A 20228-nucleotide genomic window follows, 5' to 3' on the forward strand; every position below is an offset into this window, starting at 1 on the left:
ATTCGGTGGCGGGCTTTTTCGTGCGCCCCGCCCGCGCCGCGATCCGGGCGCGTGAATGGACCACTGCATACGTCTGGGCGCGGCAATGTCACATTCACGCGAAGGGTCTAGATTGACCCCGTGCACAGGATCTTCACGACCGCCTTCAGCTCCGTCTATCCGCTTTACGTGGCCAAGGCCGAGAAGAAGAACCGGACCAAGGACGAGGTCGACGACATCATCGGCTGGCTCACCGGATTCGATCGAGCGGCACTCGAACGGCATCTGAAGAACGAGACGACATTCGAGGACTTCTTCGCCGCTGCAGACCTCAATCCGAACGCGGAACTGATCACCGGAGTCGTCTGCGGCATTCGCGTCGAGAATGTCGAGGATCCGTTGATGAAGAAGATTCGGTACCTGGACAAACTGATCGACGAATTGGCCAGGGGCAAGAAGATGGAGAAGATTCTGCGCGGGTGAGCACCCCTTGAAATCACGTTGAATCGAACTGTGGTCATTGCTTCCGCGCACGACTTCACTGTGCGTCATGACAACTACCGAACACCGTGCACTCACCAAGAATTGGCCCGACGCTCCCACCACCGCAGCCGGATGGATTTCCCGCGCAGGTGAGGTGGCTCAGCTTCTCGCAGTCGACGCCGTCGCCCGCGACAAGGGACGTGAGGCTCCGTCCGCCGAAGTGCAGCTGCTCAGGGACGCCGGGCTCGTCACCCTGCTCGGTCCCGTCGAACATGGTGGCGGCGGGCAGGATTGGCCGACGGCCTATCAGGTGATTCGTACGGTCTCCAAGGCCGACGGTTCCATCGGTCAGCTGCTGGGCTACCACCTGCTGTGGTTCTGGGCCGCGCGTCTGGTGGGTACACCGGAGCAGATCGAGGCCGTCGAAGCCGACGCCACGAAGAACAAATGGTTCTTCGGCGGTGCCGTCAACCCGCGGGACAATGACGTCTCCGTCACCGACGAAGGCGACACCATCGTGTTCGACGGTTCCAAGACCTTCTCCACCGGCAGTCGGGTCTCGGACGTCACTGTGCTCGAAGGAGCGTTGCCCGACGGTCAGCACGTGTTCGCAATCGTGCCGTCGAACATCGAAGGGCTGTCCTTTCACGACGACTGGGACAACATCGGCCAGCGTCAGACCGAAAGTGGCAGTGTCACGATCGACAAGGTTCGCGTCGATTGGGCGAGTGCAGCGGGGTTCGTGGACAAGGTGTTTCAGCCCCGCGTCTACAACACCCTCAACGTGCCGACCATCCAGCTCGTGTTCGTCAACTTCTACCTCGGCATCGCGCGAGGCGCTCTGGAGGAAGCCGCGTCGTACACCAAGGACAAGACTCGTGCGTGGCTGCACAGCACCGTGGACAAGGCCGTCGACGAGCCCTACATCATCGATATCTACGGCGATCTGACCGCCAAGCTGTGGGCCGTCGAAGCTCTGGCCGACGCAGTGGCGTTGGAAGGGCAGAAAATTCACGACAACGCGTGGAACGTCACCGCCGACGAGCGCGGTGATCACGAGGTGCGGGTGGCCGCCGTCAAGGCTCGCGCTACCGAGGTCTCGCTCGAGATCACCTCCACGGTGTTCGAGGCACTCGGAGCGCGTGCGACGGCCAGTAAGTACGGGTTCGACCGATTCTGGCGCAACGTCCGCACCCACACCCTGCACGATCCGGTGGCATACAAGCGCCGCGAAGTCGGCCGCTGGGTGCTCACCGGTGAGCTGCCCGAGCCCACCTGGTACTCGTAGAACACGGCCGAACAGCAGCTCGTCGCTTGTCTGCGACGTGGAGTTCCTCGAGCGGTCGGGTCCGTGCAGTAGCGTGAGAATTCGGACCCGACCGACCTGGGTACGTCACTATCAGGATGAGGAGACGCGATGACCTACTCGCCCGGCAGCCCTGACAACGGGGGCTCCAACTCTGGCGGCTACGGCGGCGGACCGTCCTACGGCGGTAACCGGCCCGGCCCGAATCAATCCAATCCCAACCAGCCGAATCAGCCGTCCGGTGCCTACACACAGCCCGGTCAGAACCAGACGTTCCATCAGCCGTCGGTCTCCAACCCGTTCGGCCCGCCCGTTCCGGGGACCTCGGCACCGAGCGGGTCCGGGCCGGGAACGTCTCAGCGCTCGGCGAAGTCGCTCGGTCTGGGCTCCGCAGGTCTTCCGAAGATCCTGACGTTCGTCGTGCTCGGCCTCGGTGTCGTCAATTTCCTTCTCGGTCTGCTGGATCTCGTCACCGCCGAAGTGAGCTCCGCGCAGGAACTGCCGAGCAGCATCCAGACGTCGTTCAGCACCACATTCTTCGCGTCCGGCGGCAGCGCGGTATCGGTGGCGTTGCTGCTTGCCGCGGGCTTGATCGCCGGAGCGTCGCTGCTGCAGAAGGATGCCAAGAATCAGGCCGTGGTTGCCGCCCTGGCCCTCACCGGCTTCCTGGTCCTGGTCTTCCAGTCGTTCAGTCTGCCGAGCGCCGAGGGTAACGAGTTCGCCAGCACCTCGAGCTCGCTCGGTGTGGGCGCAATCCTCGTCCTGATCCTGGGCTTCGTTCAGGCCGCGGCCGCGGTGGTGGCATTGCTGCTCGACGCCGGCATCGTCAAGGCACCGGCATCCAAGCCGGCAGAATTCGGTGGTCAGAACCAGCAGGCGGGCTACGGCCAGCAGAACCCCTACAACGCACCCACCACGTCGTTCGGTGGACCGTCGCAGCCGCAGAACTACGGCAATCCGCAGTCCTTCGGTCAGGCTCCGTCCACCGCACCGGGCTCGTCGAACTTCGGGCAGGCACCGAGCGGGCAGGCCTCGGGTCAGCACGCCTACAACCCGGGTGCGCAGCAGCCGCCCTATGGCGGCCAACCGGCCCCGAACCCCGCGCCCCAGGGCGGGTACTCGCCCCCGCCGTACACCGGCCCGAGTGGTCCTGCTGCAGGCCAGGCCTACCCTCCGAATCAATACCAGTACGGGCAGTCGTCGGGTTACGGCCAGCCGCCGAAATCCGACGAGCCCGCGACGGGTGACCAGTCGACGCCGTACGGCGCACCCACGCAGTCGTTCGGTGCGACACCGTCCGGAGACGACGAGAAGAAATCGGACTGATTCAGGCATCACAATCGACTTCGCGGCGCGCCTGACCGGCGCGCCGCGCAGTTGATGCGACTCTCGTTGCGATGAGCGATCTACTGAACCGAGACACTCGACGCGCGGCTGCGAGGACCACCCGCGTCGGCAACGGACCGACCCCGGACCAGTCGCGCTTGCTTGCCGCAGTGGCGTTCAAGATCTCCGGACTGGTCGTGGTGGTTGCCACCACCCTCGCTCTGCTCACACTCGTCTCGACCAACAGCGATCTCACCGGAACCTTCGGAGCAATCGCCGGTTCATGGTTCGTCGTGCATCTGATTCCCCTGAGTATCGGCGGGACATCCCTCGGCGTGGCCCCTCTGCTGCCGACGCTGATCATCGGCTGGTCCGTGGCGCGCACCGTCCACCGCGCTGTCGATGCGGACACCGAACTTCGCATGGTCCGATGGGTGTTCGCGGCCTCGTTGGCAGGTCCGCTCGCCGTCACCGCTATCGCATTGGCCGTCGCCAAGGACGCATCCACCGTGATCGGCCTGTCCAGCCCCAATGCCCTCGTAGCATTCTCCTGCGTGGCCGGTGTGCACGCGGCCGCGTCGGGAACAGGGTTGATGCTCGCGCGCTGGGACTCGCTGGTGCTCCGCCGCGGTCTTCCCGATTGGGTTCGCGCACTCGTCGCGCCCTTCGTGCGGACCCTGTCGATGCTCGCCGCGGGCGGCGCGGCGGTAGTACTGATCGCCCTGCTTCTCTCCTGGGAGACCGCAGGCGCTCTGGTCGACAGCGGACGCGATGTCGTCGGAATGCTGGGACTGACCGTCCTGTCGGTGCTGTACCTTCCGAACGTCGTACTTGGTGCCCTCGCGGTGGCGACGGGGTCCAGTGCCGGTTTCGGCGACGCATCGGTGAGCCTCTTCGCGACGACGGGTGGACCATTACCGCCGTTGCCGATCCTTGCGGTCCTTCCCGAAGGGCCCGCGCAGACGATCTGGGTCGTCATGCTCGCTGTCCCGATCGGTGCGGGTTTGCTGCTCGGACGTGACTGCGCCGTTCGCAACGCCGACATCCAGGTCGCGGTGTCCTCGGTGTGGGTCGTGGCCGCTGCAGCCGGACTGCTCGCAGCCCTGTTCGGATACGCCGCGGGCGGCAATCTGGGCACCTTCGGCACCGTCGAGGTGACCGTCTGGAGCTTCGGCCTGCTCACGTTCGCCTGGTTGGCCGTCGCCGGCACAGTGAGCGCAGCCATCGTCGTATGGCGTCGGGCAGAACCCGAGCCCGAACCGGTCGAGCCGGCCGCGGCCGTGGTGCCCGCCGCCGAGATTGCGATCGAGGCCGAGCCCGCCGAGCCCGCCGAGCAGTTGGAAGACGATCACGCCGAAGAGATCGTCGGAGATGTCGTAGAGGCAGAAGTACTGGACGGGCTTCCGGCCGAGCCGACCCAGGAGCCTGCTGTCGAGCCCGAAGCCGAGCCCGGTGCCGAGGAACCCCTGGAGGCCGAGATCGTCGCCCCACCCGGGGACGAGGACGATGCGTCGAGCGCCGCGCAGGACGGACCTGCCCGGTAGGGCGATGGGGTCCAGCGACTAGGCTTTCTGCTGGCTCGAACGATCCCCTCGATACCTCAGGAGAAGTGCGCTGACTGCCTTGCGTGAGACACCCGCGCGGGTCGTCGTCCTCGCGTCGGGGACCGGCTCGCTCCTGCAGTCGCTCGTCGCTGCCTCCGTGGCTCCGGGCTATCCGGCACGCATCGTCGGCGTCGGAGTCGACCGGGAGTGCGACGCGGCGCACCATGCCGACGATGCCGCAATCCCACACGTTCGTATCTGCCTGCGTGATTTCCCGGACCGGTCGGCCTGGGACGCGGCGCTCACCGATGCGGTACTCGGCTTCGAGCCGGATCTGATCGTCACCGCCGGCTTCATGAAGATCCTGGGTCCGCGATTTCTCGACGCTTTTTCCGGGCGAATCGTGAACACCCACCCCGCCCTCCTGCCGTCGTTTCCGGGCGCGCACGCCGTTCGAGATGCTCTCGACCACGGCGTCAAACTGACGGGGTCGACGGTTCATCTGGTCGATTCCGGCGTCGACACCGGGCCGATCCTGGCGCAGGAAGCCGTTCCGGTCCTCGACGGCGACGACGAAGCGGCCTTGCACGAACGCATCAAGACTGTCGAGCGACGGTTGCTGGTCGACGTGATCGCAGCCGTGGCCACCACAGGTGTCACCTCCGATGGACGAAAGGCTCAGATAATCCGATGAGTGAACGTAAAGCAGTGCGCCGCGCACTGGTCAGCGTCTACGACAAGACCGGACTGATCGAACTGGCGACCGGCTTGCACGGCGCGGGCGTCGCTCTGGTGTCCACCGGATCGACGGCGAGCAAAATCGCCGACGCCGGAATTCCGGTGACCAAGGTCGAAGACCTCACCGGATTCCCCGAGACCCTCGAGGGACGCGTCAAGACCCTGCATCCTCGGGTGCATGCCGGTGTGCTCGCCGATACCCGTAAGCCCGAACACCTTTCGCAGCTCGAAGAGCTGGGTATCGAGGCATTCGAGCTCGTCGTGGTGAACCTCTACCCGTTCACCGAGACCGTCGCCAGTGGCGCGACGCCGGACGAATGCGTCGAGCAGATCGACATCGGCGGACCCTCGATGGTGCGTGCCGCGGCCAAGAATCACCCGTCGGTTGCCGTGGTGGTCGACCCCAACCGCTACGAGGACGTCCTGACCGCCGTCGCCGGTGGTGGTTTCACCCTGGCCGAGCGGACTTCGCTTGCGGCACAAGCATTTCAGCACACCGCCGCCTATGACGTCGCGGTGGCGTCGTGGATGAGCAGTGTCCTGGTCGAGTCCGAGTCCTCGTTCCCCGAATGGATCGGCGGAACCTGGGACCGTGCCGCCGTGCTGCGCTACGGCGAGAATCCTCATCAGTCCGCGGCGCTGTACGTCGACCCTGCGGGCTCGGGTATCGCGCAGGCCGAGCAGCTGCACGGCAAAGAGATGTCGTACAACAACTTCACCGATTCCGACGCGGCCTGGCGGGCAGCCTTCGACCACGCCGATCCCACCGTCGCAATCATCAAGCACGCCAACCCCTGTGGCATCGCCGTCGGCAAGGACATCGCCGAGGCGCACCGCAAGGCCCACGCCTGCGATCCGGTGAGTGCCTACGGCGGCGTCATCGCAGCCAACCGCGAGATCACCGTCGAGATGGCAGAGCAGGTGGCCGAAATCTTCACCGAGGTCATCATCGCCCCGTCGTACGCGGATGGTGCCCTCGGAGTGCTGCAGCGCAAGAAGAACGTTCGCGTCCTGCTGGCGGAGGCGCCGCCCACGGCGGGTGTCGAACTCAAGCCCGTCTCCGGTGGCGCGCTGCTGCAGCAGCGCGACGTGCTGGATGCAGATGGCGACAATCCAGCGAATTGGACCCTCGCTGCCGGTGAACCTGCGGACGAGCAGACCTTGAAGGATCTCGAATTCGCCTGGCGCGCAGGCAGAGCCGTGAAGTCCAACGCGATTCTGCTGGCCCACGACGGTGCGTCGGTGGGCGTCGGAATGGGCCAGGTCAACCGCGTCGACGCGGCCCATCTCGCTGTCCAGCGGGCCGGGGATCGCGCCGCCGGTTCGGTCGCGTCCTCCGACGCCTTCTTCCCGTTCCCCGACGGCCTGCAGGTCCTGCTGAACGCAGGCGTCAAAGCCGTCGTGCAGCCAGGTGGTTCGGTCCGCGACACCGAGGTGATCGCTGCCGCACAGGATGCGGGCGTGACGCTGTACCTGACGGGTTCGCGACACTTCGCTCACTAGCGGGTAGCGCCGAGGTCGCAGTTGTGCAGCTCAATACACCAATTCGACGCGCATAACTGCGATCTCGACGTCTGTGGATAAACGAGACAGTTATCCACAGATCGCATCGCGGCCCGTTTCGATGGTCACAGGCGTGCCAGTGTCGACTCCATGGGGATCGAGGCTGAGCCGTTTCGTGGGTCCGTTGCTCTACAGTCCGGTTCGTTGAGCCGTCACCAATTGACCCGCGACTACCTACGAGTGTTCCGTGACACCTATGTGCGTGCTGGAACCACATTGGATGCGCGGGCACTGGCTGTGGCCGCATCGGTGTGCGTAGGCGACGGCGCAGTCATCGCGGGTACTTCGGCGGCCGCGGTCCACGGTGCACGGTGGATCGACCCGACCATTCCTCCGAGTGTGCTGGCGGACAGGCGATCACACCAGCTGCCCGGCTTGCGAATCCACCAAGACGCATTCGATACCGACGATGTGATGGCTATCGGGGGATTTGCGGTATCCACTCCTGTGCGCACTGGATTCGATCTCGGGCGATGGGTGCCGCCGCCGCTGTCGGTGGTGTTCCTCGACTCGTTACTTGCCGCTACCGGCGTCGACGCAGAAGCCATACGTGCTTATGGCCGGCAGCGGCCGGGCACACGAGGCATCCGGCAATTGTCGAGAGCACTCGATGTCGTCGACGGTGGCGCGGAGTCGCCCCAGGAAACCCGAACCAGATTGCTACTGGTCGGGGCTGGATTGCCGAAGCCCGAAACTCAGATCGTCATTCGTGACAGTTCGGGCAGGTTCGTGGCGCGAATAGACATGGGTTGGCAGAGATGGCGGGTAGGAGTGGAGTACGAAGGCGTGCACTACTGGCTGGAGGAACGCCAGCGCACCCGGGATATCGAGAGGTTCGAGGCCCTCGAACGTTGTGAGTGGCAGATTGTTCGCGTCAACTCCGAGCAGATGCGGCTGCGACCGCACGACGTTGTGGCACGAGTGAGGGCAAAGCTGCGGGCCGCGGGCGCTCCGGTCTAGCGAGGTCGCAGTTGCGCGGGTGATTTGCCCAGTTCGAGTGACGCAAGTGCGGACTCGGCGAGACCACAACCCAGCACTAGATGGCAGCAATTGCCAAACGCTCGTAGCGTGGAGAAGTGACCTCTACCAAACCTGGCATCTCCACTCTCGGCGAACTCAAGGCATCCGGACATCGGCAGCGGTCGATCAAGGAAGAATTGCGCGAAAATCTTCTGAAGGCATTGCGCGACGGCGAGGATCCGTGGCCGGGGATCGTCGGATTCGGCTCGACGGTATTACCGCAATTCGAGCGCGCCATCCTGGCCGGTCACGACGTGGTGCTGCTCGGCGAGCGTGGTCAGGGCAAGACGCGTCTGCTGCGGACCCTGAATTTGCTGCTCGACGAGTGGGTGCCGGTGATCGCCGGCGCCGAACTGGGCGAGCATCCGTACGAGCCCATCACTCCGGCCAGCATCAGGAAAGCGAAGGAACTCGGCGACGACCTGCCCGTCGAGTGGAGGCATCGCAGCGAGCGGTACGCCGAGAAGCTGGCGACTCCCGATACGTCGGTAGCCGACCTCGTGGGCGACGTCGATCCGGTGAAGGTCGCCGAGGGTCGCAGCCTGGGCGATCCCGAGACCATCCACTTCGGACTCGTCCCGCGCAGCCATCGCGGCATCGTGGCGATCAACGAGCTTCCCGACCTCGCCGAGCGTATCCAGGTGTCGTTGCTCAACGTCATGGAGGAGCGGGACATCCAGGTGCGCGGCTACACCCTGCGTCTGCCGCTCGATGTGATGTTGGTGGCGAGTGCGAACCCTGAGGACTACACCAATCGCGGACGCATCATCACTCCGCTCAAGGACCGTTTCGGTGCCGAGATCAGGACCCACTACCCCCTCGAGCTCGACGCCGAGGTCGCCGTCATCGACCAGGAAGCGGAGCTGCAGGCAACCGTTCCCACCTACCTGCTCGAGGTGCTGGCCCGGTTTACCCGACTGCTGCGCGAGTCGCCGTCGGTGGACCAGCGTTCCGGAGTCTCCGCCCGTTTCGCGATTGCAGCCGCCGAAACCATTGCTGCTGCAGCCGTTCACCGGGCCGCGATTCTCGGGGAGGCCGAGCCCGTGGCCCGGCCGGTAGACCTCGGCACCATCATCGAGGTGCTGCGCGGCAAGGTCGAATTCGAGTCGGGTGAAGAGGGCCGCGAAATCGAGGTGCTCGAGCACATGCTGCGCCGCGCGACCGCCGATACCGTCCGGGCACACCTGGGCGGCATCAATTTGGCAGCTCTGGTGACGGCGATCGAGACGGGCGAGCCCATCGTCACCGGCGATCGCATCACCGCGAAAGCTCTGCTCGACGAGCTGCCCGACGTCGAGGTCATCGGCGACATTCACGAGCGGCTCGGTGCCACCTCGGACGGCGAGAAAGCTGCCGCCGTCGAACTCGCACTCGAAGGTCTCTACCTCGCACGTCGGATCTCCAAGGATCCCGACGACGAGGGTCAGACGGTGTACAGCTGATGCGTCGCTCCAGATACGGGCGGTATCACGACGGGCCGGATCCCCTTGCGCCACCGGTGGATCTGCGAGAGGCGCTCGACGCCATCGGCGAGGACGTCCTCGAGGGGGCGTCACCGCGGCGGGCATTGCAGGAGATGCTGCGGCGTGGGACGAAGAACATGCGCGGGCTCGACGACTTGGCCGCGCAGGCCGCGAAGCGTCGACGAGACCTGTTGAAGAAGAACAACCTCGACGGCACGTTGCAGGAAGTACGTGAGCTGCTGGACAAGGCGGTGCTCGAGGAGCGCAAGGCGTTGGCACGTGCGCTCGACGACGACGCGCGGTTCCAGGAGATGCAGATCGGTGACCTGTCACCGTCCACTGCCCAAGCGGTGCAGGAGTTGTCGGATTACGACTGGCGGTCTTCCGAGGGGCGCGAGAACTACGAGAAGATCAAGGATCTGCTCGGACGCGAGATGCTCGATCAGCGTTTTGCGGGCATGAAGCAGGCCCTCGAAGGTGCCACCGAGCAGGATCGTCAGGCCATCAGCGAAATGCTGAAGGACCTCAACGAACTGCTCGACGCGCACAACAAGGGCGAGGACACCGACGAGCAGTTCGACGAGTTCATGAACAAGCACGGTCAGCATTTTCCGGAGAACCCGAAGGATGTCGACGAGTTGCTCGATTCACTGGCGGAAAGGGCTGCCGCCGCGCAGCGACTACGCAACTCACTGACCCCCGAGCAGCGAGCCGAGCTGGATGCGTTGGCGCAACAGGCCTTCGGTGACTCGAGCCTGCTCGAGCAACTGGATCAGCTGGATCAGAACTTGCAACAGGCGCGGCCCGGTGAGGACTGGGACGGTTCGCAGAACTTCCGCGGCGAGAACGGTATGGGTCTGGGCGACGGCACCGGAGCCCTTCAGGACATCGCCGATCTGGAGAACCTGGGAAATCAGCTCTCCCAGCAGTACAACGGTGCGGCGCTGGACGACATCGATGCCGACGCGTTGTTGAAGCAACTCGGGCCCGAGGCCGCGGCCGACGCCAGGATGCTCGCCGAACTCGAAAAGGCGCTGCAGCAGCAGGGTTTCATGGACAAGGGTGCCGACGGCCAATGGCGACTGTCACCCAAGGCGATGCGGCAGCTGGGGCAATCCGCGCTCAAGGACGTCGCGGGAAAGCTGTCCCGACGCGGCGGCGAGCGAGACATGCGCAAGGCCGGTGCGATGGGGGAGCCCACCGGAGCGTCGCGGGCGTGGGAGTTCGGCGACACCGAGCCCTGGGACGTCACCCGAACGGTGAACAATGCGGTACTGCGCTCGGCGGCAACAGGTTCGGGTTTCCCGGTTCAGCTGCAGGTGACCGATGTGGAGATCAGCGAAACCGAGACGCGAACGCAGGCTGCGGTGGCCTTGCTGGTCGACACGTCGTTCTCGATGGTGATGGACGGCCGTTGGGTGCCGATGAAGCGCACAGCACTCGCGCTCAATCATCTGGTGAGCACCCGGTTCCGCGGGGACGACCTGCAGTTGATCGGATTCGGCAGGCACGCACAGACTTTGACGGCGTCGGAGCTGGCAGGGTTGGACGGTGCCTACGACCAGGGCACCAATCTGCATCACGCGCTGATGCTTGCGGTGCGGCATCTCAGGCGTCATCCCAACGCGCAGCCGGTGGTGCTGATCGTTACCGACGGTGAGCCGACAGCGCATCTCGAACCGGACGGCCATGCGTATTTCGATTACCCGCCGTCGTCGAAGACGTTGGGCTTGACCGTCCGCGAACTCGACACCGTCGCGAAACTCGGTGCGCAGGTGACAATTTTCCGGCTCGGTGACGATCCCGGTCTCGCACGGGTGGTGGACAAGATGGCCGAGCGCGTGGGTGGGCGCGTCATCGCGCCGGATCTCGACGGACTCGGTGCTGCGGTGGTGACGGACTACCTCAAGCGTCGGCGATCCTGAATCATTTGCCGGGGTCTTTGATCTTCACCGAGACGCCGCCCCAGAACGCGAAGCCCGTGATGATCACGCGGGGTGCGCCGGGGTGGGACGCACTGACGTGATCGAAACCGCCCATGACGCCCATGCCGCGGACCTCGACGCCGACAGCGGGCGGCACGGTGACGTCGATGCCGCCCATAATGGCCACGCAGTTGATGGTGGTGTCCTGGGCGGCGAACGACGCTCGGCGTAGATCGAGTTCGATGCCGCCCCAGAAGGCGAACGCGTCGATGCGGGCGGCGGGGGTCCACTCGCCCTTGCGCACCGCACCGCTCATGATGGCGATGACGCGGTCGTTCGAGGAGCCGGCGGACGGTGCGGCAGCGGGTGGAGGGGACAACACCAGATCGCCGGTGAGGACGTCGAGTTCGCCGTAGGTCTTCGCCTGGTACACCGCGGCGGTGCGTTCGTCGTATTCGCTGACGGTGAGTTGGCCGTTCGCGAACGCGTCGCTCAGCAACTGCGCCACGAGGTTTCGGTCCGCGTCGGCCGCGCGCACCTGGCTTCGATCTCGGTCGGGGAGATGATCGCTCACCATCCGGACATTACCGGTGGCCGGGTCAGGCCGCATTCAGGATGACGCGGTCGCCGAGAGGCGCTGCCAACGTCATCTGCATGGTGGCGTAGACGGCAACCATGATGCAGGACTTGTCGGTCGCGTCGGGCCTGGTTCCGGTACGCAATTCGATGGTGACGGTGGTGTCGGTCTCGGTGACCGACGCGTCGGCTCCGTAGCACTCCGGAGTACCGGTGACGAAGTGCACCGCGATGGTGTTGGGGGAGACGTGGCTCCACGACTCGAAGGGCGTCGTGGTGGCGCGGATCAGATCGGGAGTCGGCTCGAACATCGTGCCGACGTCGCCGACGGGGACCTCGTGAGGAACCGGAGGTGCGCTGGGCTGCTGGGCGAGGCCTACGGGTGTGGTGGAACCGACCGTGGTAGTCATGTCCTCGTCGCCACCGGAGGCGGTACTGCAGCCAGCCAGCAGCAGGCACAGCATGACACCTGCAGCGAGAAACCTCATGAGTCCAAAGTAGCGCTGGGAGCTGAGGAGAACCTTTGTATCGGGGTCATGCGAGGAACACCGTCACGAGCGCGATGACGGGTATCGACACGAGCGTGGTCACGAACGCTGTGTCGCGGGCGAGCACCACTCCGCGCTGGTACCGGCTGGCGAAGACGAACACGTTCTGCGCAGTGGGAAGGGCCGAGACGACGACGATGGCGAACAGATCGTGACCGTCCAGACCGAAGAGGAACCGGGCCATGAGGTAGCCGAGTACCGGCTGAAGTGCCATTTTGAAGACCGTGGCCAGGGCGACGTCCCGCCGTGGACTGATGCCTTTCTGTAGTACCCGCGCCCCGTACAGGGAGAGACCGAAGGCGAGCAGGGCACCGGGAACAGACAGATTGCCGACGAGTTGGAATGGTTGCATGAGCGCCTCGGGCAGCTCGAAGCCGGTGATCGACAGGATGAGTCCCGCGGCTCCGGCCAGCACGATCGGGTTCCGAAACGGCGTTGTGACAGTCTTGAACAAGGAAACCTGGTCGATCTTGGTGGAGATGTCGAGGAACGTCACCGCGATCGGGGTGTAGATCATGATCTGAAACAGCAGCAGAGGGGCCACGAAGTTGGCGTCGCCGAGGACGAACACGGCGATGGGAATGCCGAGATTGGCGGAGTTGACGTACGAGCTCGCGAGTGCGCCGATGGTCGCGTCGGGGACGGTGCGTTTCAGCACGAGCTTGGCGATGACGAAATAGACCGCACCGACGAGCATCGCCGTGGAACCGGCCACGGCCAGTACGGGGGAGAGGATGACCGACAGATCCGAGTTCGCCAATGTGACGAACAGCAGCGCCGGCGTTGCCACGAAGAACACGAGTCGGCTCAGTACGAACTGGCCGTGTTCGCCGAGCACTTTCAGGTGGGCGAGCAGGTACCCCAGTGCGATCACGACGAAGATGACGGTGAAGCCTTCGAGAACGCCGGACATCGTAGAACTGCTCGTTTCTTGCTAGGAACGACAGAAAGGCCACGTAGCCCCCAGGGCTACGTGGCCTTTCTCGAAAGCTGATTCAGCGGCTGGTGAACGGCAGCAATGCCATTTCACGAGCGTTCTTCACTGCGACAGCGACCTGGCGCTGCTGCTGCGGGGTGAGCCCGGTGACACGACGGCTACGGATCTTGCCGCGGTCGGAAATGAACTGACGAAGAAGGTTGATGTCCTTGTAGTCCACCGTGGTGACCTTGGCGGCATTCAACGGGTTCTTCTTCGGTCGACGACCCGCCTCTGCGCGGACCTTCTTCGACGGTGCTCTCTTGACTGCCATCTCTACCTTTTCCCTTACCAGCTCGACTTGTGGACGCCTGGCAGCTCCCCGCGGTGAGCCATCTCGCGCATTTTCACGCGGGACAGCCCGAATTTCCGTAGGTAACCGCGCGGACGTCCATCCGCAGCGTCACGATTGCGCAATCGTACCGGACTCGAATCGCGCGGCAGACGCTGCAGTGCCGCCTGGGCCTCCGCGCGCTCGGAATCGCTGCTCGAGGGCTTGCGGATGATCTCCTTGAGCTCTGCTCGACGCGTCGCCCAGCGGGCGACGATGACCTTGCGCTGCTCGTTCTTCTCGATCTTGGACTTCTTGGCCACCGGTCAGCGCTCCTCTCGGAAATCGACGTGCTTGCGGACGACGGGGTCGTATTTCTTCATCACCAGTCGGTCGGGATCGTTGCGACGGTTCTTGCGGGTGACATAGGTGTAGCCGGTGCCGGCGGTCGACTTGAGCTTGATGATCGGCCGGACGTCGGTGCTCTTGCCCATCAGATCTTCTCCCCGCGTGCGCGGATCTTGGCGACCACGGCATCGATGCCGTCGCGGTCGATGGTCTTGATGCCCTTGGCCGAGAGGGTCAGGGTGACGCGGCGGCCGAGGCTCGGCGCGTAGTACGTCTTGCGCTGGATGTTGGGGTCCCACCTGCGACTTGTGCGCACGTGGGAGTGCGAGACGGATTTTCCGAAGCTGGGGGTGCGCCCGGTGACTTGGCAGTGCGCAGACATGAGCACTCCTTTCTTGCCATTATGACAATCGTTTTCGACAAAGCGTTCCGTCGAATGTAGCGTGCATCCTCAGATAATGACAATCGTTGTCGATAAGAAGGGCGCTTGTGAACACATCACCGGACGATCGAACCCCGATGGTCCTCGTCTCCGGCTGGACCGGAGCCATGGATGCGGTCGTGACATCGCTGCTCGCGCCCGGGACGGTCGCAGTTCGCCACGACCTGAGCCGCGTCACCGAGGGCGTCGTACGTCGCACGCTGTACGTCCTGGGTGAGGACCCGCGCGAGACGATCCTGGAACTGGCGCACGGGTGTGTCTCCTGCACGCTTCGCGAAGACCTGCTGCCACTGCTGCGTGCCCTGTCGACCCGCAGCAGTGTCGATCGCATCGTGCTCGTGCTGGACTCGGCGCTCGAGCCCGAGGCATTGTGCTGGGCGGTGGACAACGTCGTGGTCGCCGAGGTCGTGGGACAGATCGACGGCCCGGCCTCACGCGACGTGCGTATCGAGGCCGTCATCGGCTGCCTCGACGCCGCAACCTGGTTGGCCGATGCCACCGGAGACGACACCCTGGCGGACCGCGGCATCGTCGCCAGCGGTGACGACGACCGAACCGTCGCGCAATTGGTCGTCGGGCAGGTCGATTACGCCGACGCGCTGGTCGTCACCGCAGGCCCGGAGGTCGAGGCCTGGGAACGGGCCAGGCTCGCGGCCGTCCTCGCACGATTGGCACCGAACGCGCCCGTCGCATGGGTGTCACAGGATTCGATGGTCGACGGCCCGGCAGTGCTCGCCGCTGTTCCCTTCGACGCTCGGCGCGCCGGTGAGATCACCGATGCCCACTCGCCGCTACTGCGGGGCCAACCGCCCCTGACCGTCGACTGCGGGGTAGCCCTCGTGGAGTTCACCGCGACCAGGCCGTTCCATCCCGAGCGTTTGCACGAGGCCATCGACGTATTGCTCGACGGCGTCGTCACTGCCCGCGGACGAGCCTGGGTCGCCACGCAACCCGACGAAGCCCTGTGGATCGAATCGGCCGGCGGCGGATTGCGGGTGGCAAGCGCCGGAAAGTGGCTCGTCGCAATGACTCCGGTGGAACAGGACCGCATCGATACCACCCGACGAGCAATGGCCGCGTTGCGGTGGGACGAGCAATTCGGTGATCGAGACACCTCGCTGGTGATCCTGGTCCATGCCGCGGATCCCACCGAGATCGACCGAACTCTGCAGTGGGCGTTGGTGTCCGACGACGAGATGACCGACCCCGATCTGTGGTCGACCTGGACCGATCCGTTCGGACAGTGGCACGAAGACCCCTGCGACAGCAGCGAATCCCCGTACGCAGAACAATCACGAGAGGCAACAGAATGAAGCCAGGCATCCACCCCGACTACCACCCGGTGGTGTTCCAGGACTCGAGCACCGGAAACAAGTTCCTCACTCGATCCACCGTCACGTCCGCCCGCGAAACAGAGTGGGAAGACGGCAACACCTACCCGCTGATCGTCGTCGACGTCTCATCCGAATCGCACCCGTTCTGGACCGGAGCCGCGCGCGTGATGGATACCCAGGGACGCGTCGAGAAGTTCGAGAAGCGTTACGGTCGCCGAAGCCGAAAGGACGCCTGAGCCATGGCTGTTCCGAAGAGAAAGATGTCGCGCTCCAACACACGGAGTCGTCGAGCACAGTGGAAGGCCGTCGCCCCGGATCTGGTGACGGTGCGGTTCCAAGGGCAAGAGTTCCGAGTGCCGCGCAGGTTGGTCAAGGCAGTGCAGACCGGGGTGTACGACCCGAGCTGACCCCTTCTGTCGTGCGCGTTTTGCGTACCTCCAGCTACGCAAAACGCGCACGAGGGCGCAGCCCGGTACGTTTGTCCGATGAGTCGAACGGCACCCTCGGCGAAGGACGTCAAGCGATGGCGGCAATACCTCGCCGACGAGCGGGCCGAGGCCGCCGTCTATCGCGATCTGGCAGGCCGACGCACCGGCGAGGAGCGCGAAATTCTGCTCGCGCTCGCCGATGCGGAGGGTCGCCACGAGCAGCATTGGCGAACCCTGCTGGGTGACCGCGTCGGTATGCCGCTCAAGGGTGACGTGCGCACTCGAATCCTCGGGGTGCTGGCGCGTCGCTTCGGTTCGGTGTTCGTGCTCGCGTTGGCGCAACGAGCCGAAACCCGCTCGCCGTATGCCACCGACGCCGATGCGACCGAGGCCATGACTGCCGACGAGCAGATTCACGCCGAGGTGATCCGAGCGCTCGCGGCGCGCGGCCGCAACCGGCTGTCCGGAACGTTTCGGGCCGCGGTGTTCGGTGCCAACGACGGGCTGGTGAGCAACCTCGCGCTGGTGCTCGGCATCAGCGGATCCGGAGTGTCCAACCAGATCGTCCTGTTCACCGGCCTGGCAGGACTGCTCGCCGGTGCGCTGTCCATGGGCGCGGGCGAATACGTCTCCGTGCGTTCACAACGTGAGCTGCTCGAGGCGTCGTCGCCCGACAGCGCGGCGAACGAGGCCGTCCAACACCTGGATGTCGACGCCAACGAATTGGCCCTTGTCTACCGCGCTCGCGGAATGACTCACGAGGAGGCCGACGCGAAAGCAGCGGACGTCATCCGACTCCTGCCGGCCGTCGAAGAACCGGCCACCGACATCGACGAACACGAATCCATCGGAACCGGGCTCGGTGCCGCCGCGGCGAGTTTCTGCTTCTTCGCCTCGGGAGCGGTGGTTCCGGTGCTGCCGTATCTCGTCGGCCTCAAAGGCTATGTAGCCCTTGCGGTTGCCGCAGTACTTGTCGGACTGGCACTGATCTGTACGGGTTTGATCGTCGGACTGCTCAGCGGCGGCCCGCCCATCAAGCGCGCCCTGCGGCAGCTGGCCATCGGCTACGGTGCTGCGGGGGCGACGTATCTACTGGGACTCGCATTCGGTGGGGGAGTGTAGGTCGCGACATCCTGGGCGGGTTGCGCATTATCGTGCTCCAGCGACGGAATCCCGTCGGAGCAGAGCACTTGCGTGCAGGCAGTACCGCGCAACGTCCGGGTACGTGAGCGAAACACGTCCCGACGTGGTGAACAACGAAGAACGCGCGCCGAGATGGGATCTCGGCGCGCGTCTTCGGTTCGGACTATCGAAGTGCGAAAGGTCATTCCTCGTCGGGGCAAGAGAAGGTGATGATTACGTTGTAGCGGTCGATCGGCGGAAAGTACACCGCTCGCAGATCTGTCGCAACGCGAGCCTCGTCGTCGCACTCAAGGATGGAGCTATCTCGCTTGATGAGCATGACGTTGTCGGTGGCTTTGATCGCTGCGCGGGCCTCGGAGATGGAGATCCCCTCAATGTCGTCCTCGAAATCGGGGACATCCGCGGCCTGCGCCAACGGGGCGAATCCGATCGCACACGCGATGGACAGTGCGGCTACGGTCAACGACTTCTTCAGCATGGCTTCTCCTCGATTTTCAACTGTTGGCTCCCGCTGACTGACTGCGGCCACAGGGGCGCGTGCAATCACCGGAGGTGTATAACTCACGTCGAACTTCAGCCAACCGGCGCTGACCTCAAGTTTCGTGCTCAGACTAGCAGTGCTTGCGATGATTCGGCGCGCCAGTCGCCGACGGAATTGCCATCTCCCGTGTCGCGTGTGACCAGTTGCGCAGCGGGTGGGACTGATGTGAGCCGCATTGCCCGTGATGTGGACCCACTTTCCCAGTTCATTGCCCTACTTTCCCAGTTCATTGCCCTACTTTCCCAGTTCATTGCAATGACTGTTGGCATCGGTCAGACGGCTCCCGGCTCGCGCACCAAACACTTTCCCCGACGGGATTGTCCGCGTTCGTCCCGTTGTGCCTCGCTGTTCTCCGTTTGTTCATCCGCCGTGCTTCGTTCTGTTCAGCGCCCGAGGGGGCTTCACGGTCACCATCGATTGCATGACGCTCAATCCCGCAGGCGAGACCGTCGCGACCGGTATTCCGGGCACACTCGCCGAGAACATGACCATGGCCGAGCAGCACGATTGGCATCGGTCGTTTCTGCGGCGGCACCCGGTCAGTCGACGCAACTTCCTGGTGGGAGCGGCCGCGACGGCGGCCGCGGTAGGCGTCGGGAATTCGGTGTTCGCGCGCACCGCCTACGCGCAGGACGCGCCGTTGGCGGTGGCCGGCCGACACATGGGATTCGGAAACGACCCGGCGACGCAGCTCCGGTTCTCCGCTCAACTCTCGCGTAATCCCGGAATCACCGGCGTCTTCCTCGATCACGGCCCGACGCCCGCTTTGGGCACGACGACCTCCGCCGAGGTACGCAACCTCATCAGCCAGGTGCCGCAGACCGACGGTGGAATTCTGTCGGCGGAGCAGTACTACGTTCACGTACCCGTCGACAATCTGACGCCGAAGCTGCCGCACTACTACCGCTGGCGCACTGCGGACGGATTCGTGAGTGACATTCGCAGTGCTTCTCCAGCGCTGCCGTCGGGTCGCATCGCTCCGTTCCGGTTCACGATGATGGGTGACCAGGGCGTCGACGAAACCCCCACGCAGCCAGCCGGTCTCGTGGCCGGGGATTACGACGACCTGTACTACAAGGCCGACAACGAGCCGTCGGTCAAGCACGCGCGCAACATCAATCGACAGATCGAGGCGTCGCATCCGGATTTTCATATACTGGCCGGCGATATCGCGTACGCGGATCCCTCGGGTGCCGGACTGCCTCCGCAGTTCGCCAAGCACGGGCAGACACCACCCAAGGGATTCGACAAATTCAACCCATTCGTCTGGGACGGTTACTTCCAAGCGATCGAGGCCAGCGCGTCCACCGCTCCGTGGTTGTTCGCCACCGGTAATCACGACATGGAAGCGTTGTACAGTCCGAACGGATACGGCGGACATGCTGCGCGCTTGGATCAGCCGACCAACGGGCCGAAGGGCTGCCCGTCGGCGTACTCGTTCGTCTATGGCAACACCGCCGTTCTCTCGCTCGACGCGAACGACGTGAGCTACGAGATCAAGGCCAACACCGGGTACAGCGGGGGAGCCCAGAACACGTGGGTGGAGCAGACTCTCGCGAAGTACCGTGCCGATCCGAACATCGACTTCATCGTCTGCTTCTTCCATCACTGCGCGTACTCGACGACCTCCACCCACGCGAGCGACGGAGGCGTGCGCGACGCCTGGGTATCGCTGTTCGACAAGTACGAGGTGGATGTGGTGCTTCAGGCTCACAATCACGTCTTCGAGCGCACCGATCCGATCCGCGGGAATCGCGCGACGAGGGTTGCGGGTGACAACGCAACGGTCAGCGGAAAGACCGACGGCACCGTGTATTACACGGTCGGGGGTGGCGGCCGGCCCAGATACACGTTCCAGAACGGCGAGGGCGTCAGCTACCGCGGCAACGAGTTGCCCGATACCGCAGTTCCCAACAGCTACGTGTGGGCACCGGACGGCACCAAGTCGGCTGAGTCCATCACCTGGTCTCGGGTGCGATTCCTGAACTACTCGTTCGTCAGAGTCGATGTGGTGCCGGGTATTGCGGGAATTACGCCCAGCAGGATGATCATCGGAGCGATCGATGAGTACGGCAACGAATTCGACCGCCTGACCTTCGAGCGGAAGATCCCCGTCGGCCCCATCTTCGGTTCGTCCTAGTGCCTGCGGCAGTGGTGGGGGGGGGTGGGAGGGGGGGGGGAAAAACGCACCACACGCGCGGGGGCCCGAGAACCGAAAAAAACCCCGGGAAAAACCCAAAAAAGGGGGGGGGAAAAAATGCCAAGGGCGAAACG

General features: G+C 64.5%; 22 protein-coding genes. 14 read left to right on the forward strand and 8 right to left on the reverse strand.

Annotation, left to right across the window (positions count from 1 at the left end; translation table 11 throughout):
* Positions 1–120: 120 nt before the first annotated feature.
* The 9 genes from ACIGGF_RS13005 (at position 121) to ACIGGF_RS13045 (ending at position 11347) form a co-directional block, all read left to right on the forward strand.
* Positions 121–462: a DUF2200 domain-containing protein gene (locus tag ACIGGF_RS13005; RefSeq protein WP_397521720.1), complete on the forward strand. Its 342-nt coding sequence runs from the start codon at positions 121–123 to the stop codon at positions 460–462.
* Positions 463–529: 67 nt separating this feature from the next.
* Positions 530–1750, forward strand: a complete 1221-nt coding sequence (locus ACIGGF_RS13010) for an acyl-CoA dehydrogenase family protein (protein ID WP_397521721.1) — start codon at positions 530–532, stop codon at positions 1748–1750.
* Between the two features lie 129 nt (positions 1751–1879).
* Positions 1880–3094, forward strand: coding sequence for a DUF5336 domain-containing protein (locus tag ACIGGF_RS13015; protein WP_397521722.1), 1215 nt, complete (start codon positions 1880–1882; stop codon positions 3092–3094).
* A 71-nt stretch (positions 3095–3165) separates the two neighbouring features.
* Positions 3166–4638 carry a DUF6350 family protein gene (locus ACIGGF_RS13020; protein ID WP_397521723.1) on the forward strand — a complete coding sequence of 491 codons (1473 nt, stop codon included), beginning with the start codon at positions 3166–3168 and terminating at the stop codon, positions 4636–4638.
* A gap of 79 nt (positions 4639–4717) precedes the next feature.
* On the forward strand, positions 4718–5332 hold the full coding sequence (gene purN, locus ACIGGF_RS13025) for a phosphoribosylglycinamide formyltransferase (RefSeq protein WP_397521724.1): 615 nt from the start codon (positions 4718–4720) through the stop codon (positions 5330–5332).
* On the forward strand, positions 5329–6879 hold the full coding sequence (purH, locus tag ACIGGF_RS13030; RefSeq protein WP_397521725.1) for a bifunctional phosphoribosylaminoimidazolecarboxamide formyltransferase/IMP cyclohydrolase: 1551 nt from the start codon (positions 5329–5331) through the stop codon (positions 6877–6879). Before purN ends, purH begins: the two co-directional genes overlap by 4 nt.
* A gap of 204 nt (positions 6880–7083) precedes the next feature.
* The gene (locus ACIGGF_RS13035) at positions 7084–7899 is read left to right on the forward strand and encodes an endonuclease domain-containing protein (RefSeq protein WP_397521726.1); all 816 of its coding nucleotides are present in this window, start codon (positions 7084–7086) and stop codon (positions 7897–7899) included.
* A gap of 116 nt (positions 7900–8015) precedes the next feature.
* Positions 8016–9401 (forward strand): ATP-binding protein, encoded by a 1386-nt coding sequence (locus tag ACIGGF_RS13040; RefSeq protein ID WP_397521727.1) that lies wholly within the window; start codon positions 8016–8018, stop codon positions 9399–9401.
* Complete coding sequence (locus ACIGGF_RS13045; RefSeq protein ID WP_397521728.1) at positions 9401–11347, forward strand: hypothetical protein; 1947 nt, start codon at positions 9401–9403, stop codon at positions 11345–11347. The genes ACIGGF_RS13040 and ACIGGF_RS13045 overlap by 1 nt, the downstream gene beginning before the upstream one ends.
* A 1-nt stretch (position 11348) precedes the next feature.
* On the opposite strand, the gene ACIGGF_RS13050 is transcribed toward ACIGGF_RS13045, so the two are convergent.
* The 7 genes from ACIGGF_RS13050 to rpmB form a co-directional block, all read right to left on the reverse strand.
* Positions 11349–11921, reverse strand: coding sequence for a DUF1707 domain-containing protein (locus ACIGGF_RS13050; RefSeq protein ID WP_397521729.1), 573 nt, complete (start codon positions 11919–11921; stop codon positions 11349–11351).
* Positions 11922–11946: 25 nt separating this feature from the next.
* Complete coding sequence (locus ACIGGF_RS13055) at positions 11947–12411, reverse strand: hypothetical protein (RefSeq protein WP_397521730.1); 465 nt, start codon at positions 12409–12411, stop codon at positions 11947–11949.
* 46 nt (positions 12412–12457) lie between these two features.
* Positions 12458–13384 carry an AEC family transporter gene (locus tag ACIGGF_RS13060; RefSeq protein ID WP_397521731.1) on the reverse strand — a complete coding sequence of 309 codons (927 nt, stop codon included), beginning with the start codon at positions 13382–13384 and terminating at the stop codon, positions 12458–12460.
* Between the two features lie 82 nt (positions 13385–13466).
* Entirely contained in the window at positions 13467–13721 is a 255-nt protein-coding gene (gene rpsR, locus ACIGGF_RS13065; protein WP_008719028.1) for a 30S ribosomal protein S18, read from the reverse strand.
* Positions 13722–13735: 14 nt separating this feature from the next.
* Positions 13736–14041, reverse strand: coding sequence for a 30S ribosomal protein S14 (gene rpsN, locus ACIGGF_RS13070; protein ID WP_222092353.1), 306 nt, complete (start codon positions 14039–14041; stop codon positions 13736–13738).
* Positions 14042–14044: 3 nt separating this feature from the next.
* Positions 14045–14215 carry a 50S ribosomal protein L33 gene (rpmG, locus tag ACIGGF_RS13075; RefSeq protein WP_187346656.1) on the reverse strand — a complete coding sequence of 57 codons (171 nt, stop codon included), beginning with the start codon at positions 14213–14215 and terminating at the stop codon, positions 14045–14047.
* Positions 14212–14448 carry a 50S ribosomal protein L28 gene (gene rpmB / locus ACIGGF_RS13080; RefSeq protein WP_032365915.1) on the reverse strand — a complete coding sequence of 79 codons (237 nt, stop codon included), beginning with the start codon at positions 14446–14448 and terminating at the stop codon, positions 14212–14214. The genes rpmG and rpmB overlap by 4 nt, the downstream gene beginning before the upstream one ends.
* Before the next feature lie 137 nt (positions 14449–14585).
* Between rpmB and mrf the strand changes: the two genes are divergently transcribed.
* From mrf to ACIGGF_RS13100, 4 genes are all read left to right on the forward strand, one after another.
* Positions 14586–15821, forward strand: a complete 1236-nt coding sequence (gene mrf, locus ACIGGF_RS13085; RefSeq protein ID WP_397521746.1) for a ribosome hibernation factor-recruiting GTPase MRF — start codon at positions 14586–14588, stop codon at positions 15819–15821.
* Positions 15818–16078, forward strand: coding sequence for a type B 50S ribosomal protein L31 (locus ACIGGF_RS13090; protein WP_121870664.1), 261 nt, complete (start codon positions 15818–15820; stop codon positions 16076–16078). The genes mrf and ACIGGF_RS13090 overlap by 4 nt, the downstream gene beginning before the upstream one ends.
* Positions 16079–16081: 3 nt before the next feature.
* A complete protein-coding gene (gene rpmF, locus ACIGGF_RS13095) occupies positions 16082–16249 on the forward strand; it encodes a 50S ribosomal protein L32 (RefSeq protein ID WP_094631227.1) in 168 nt (55 codons plus the stop codon).
* A gap of 78 nt (positions 16250–16327) precedes the next feature.
* A complete protein-coding gene (locus ACIGGF_RS13100) occupies positions 16328–17392 on the forward strand; it encodes a VIT1/CCC1 family protein (RefSeq protein ID WP_397521732.1) in 1065 nt (354 codons plus the stop codon).
* A 202-nt stretch (positions 17393–17594) separates the two neighbouring features.
* Here the strand turns inward: ACIGGF_RS13100 and ACIGGF_RS13105 are convergent, their stop codons facing one another.
* Positions 17595–17891, reverse strand: coding sequence for a hypothetical protein (locus tag ACIGGF_RS13105; RefSeq protein WP_397521733.1), 297 nt, complete (start codon positions 17889–17891; stop codon positions 17595–17597).
* Between the two features lie 484 nt (positions 17892–18375).
* Between ACIGGF_RS13105 and ACIGGF_RS13110 the strand changes: the two genes are divergently transcribed.
* Positions 18376–20094, forward strand: a complete 1719-nt coding sequence (locus ACIGGF_RS13110) for a metallophosphoesterase (protein WP_397521734.1) — start codon at positions 18376–18378, stop codon at positions 20092–20094.
* Positions 20095–20228 lie beyond the last annotated feature (134 nt).

The organism is Rhodococcus sp. NPDC078407 (assembly GCF_044542515.1).
In the GTDB taxonomy this organism is placed as follows: Bacteria; Actinomycetota; Actinomycetes; order Mycobacteriales; family Mycobacteriaceae; genus Rhodococcoides.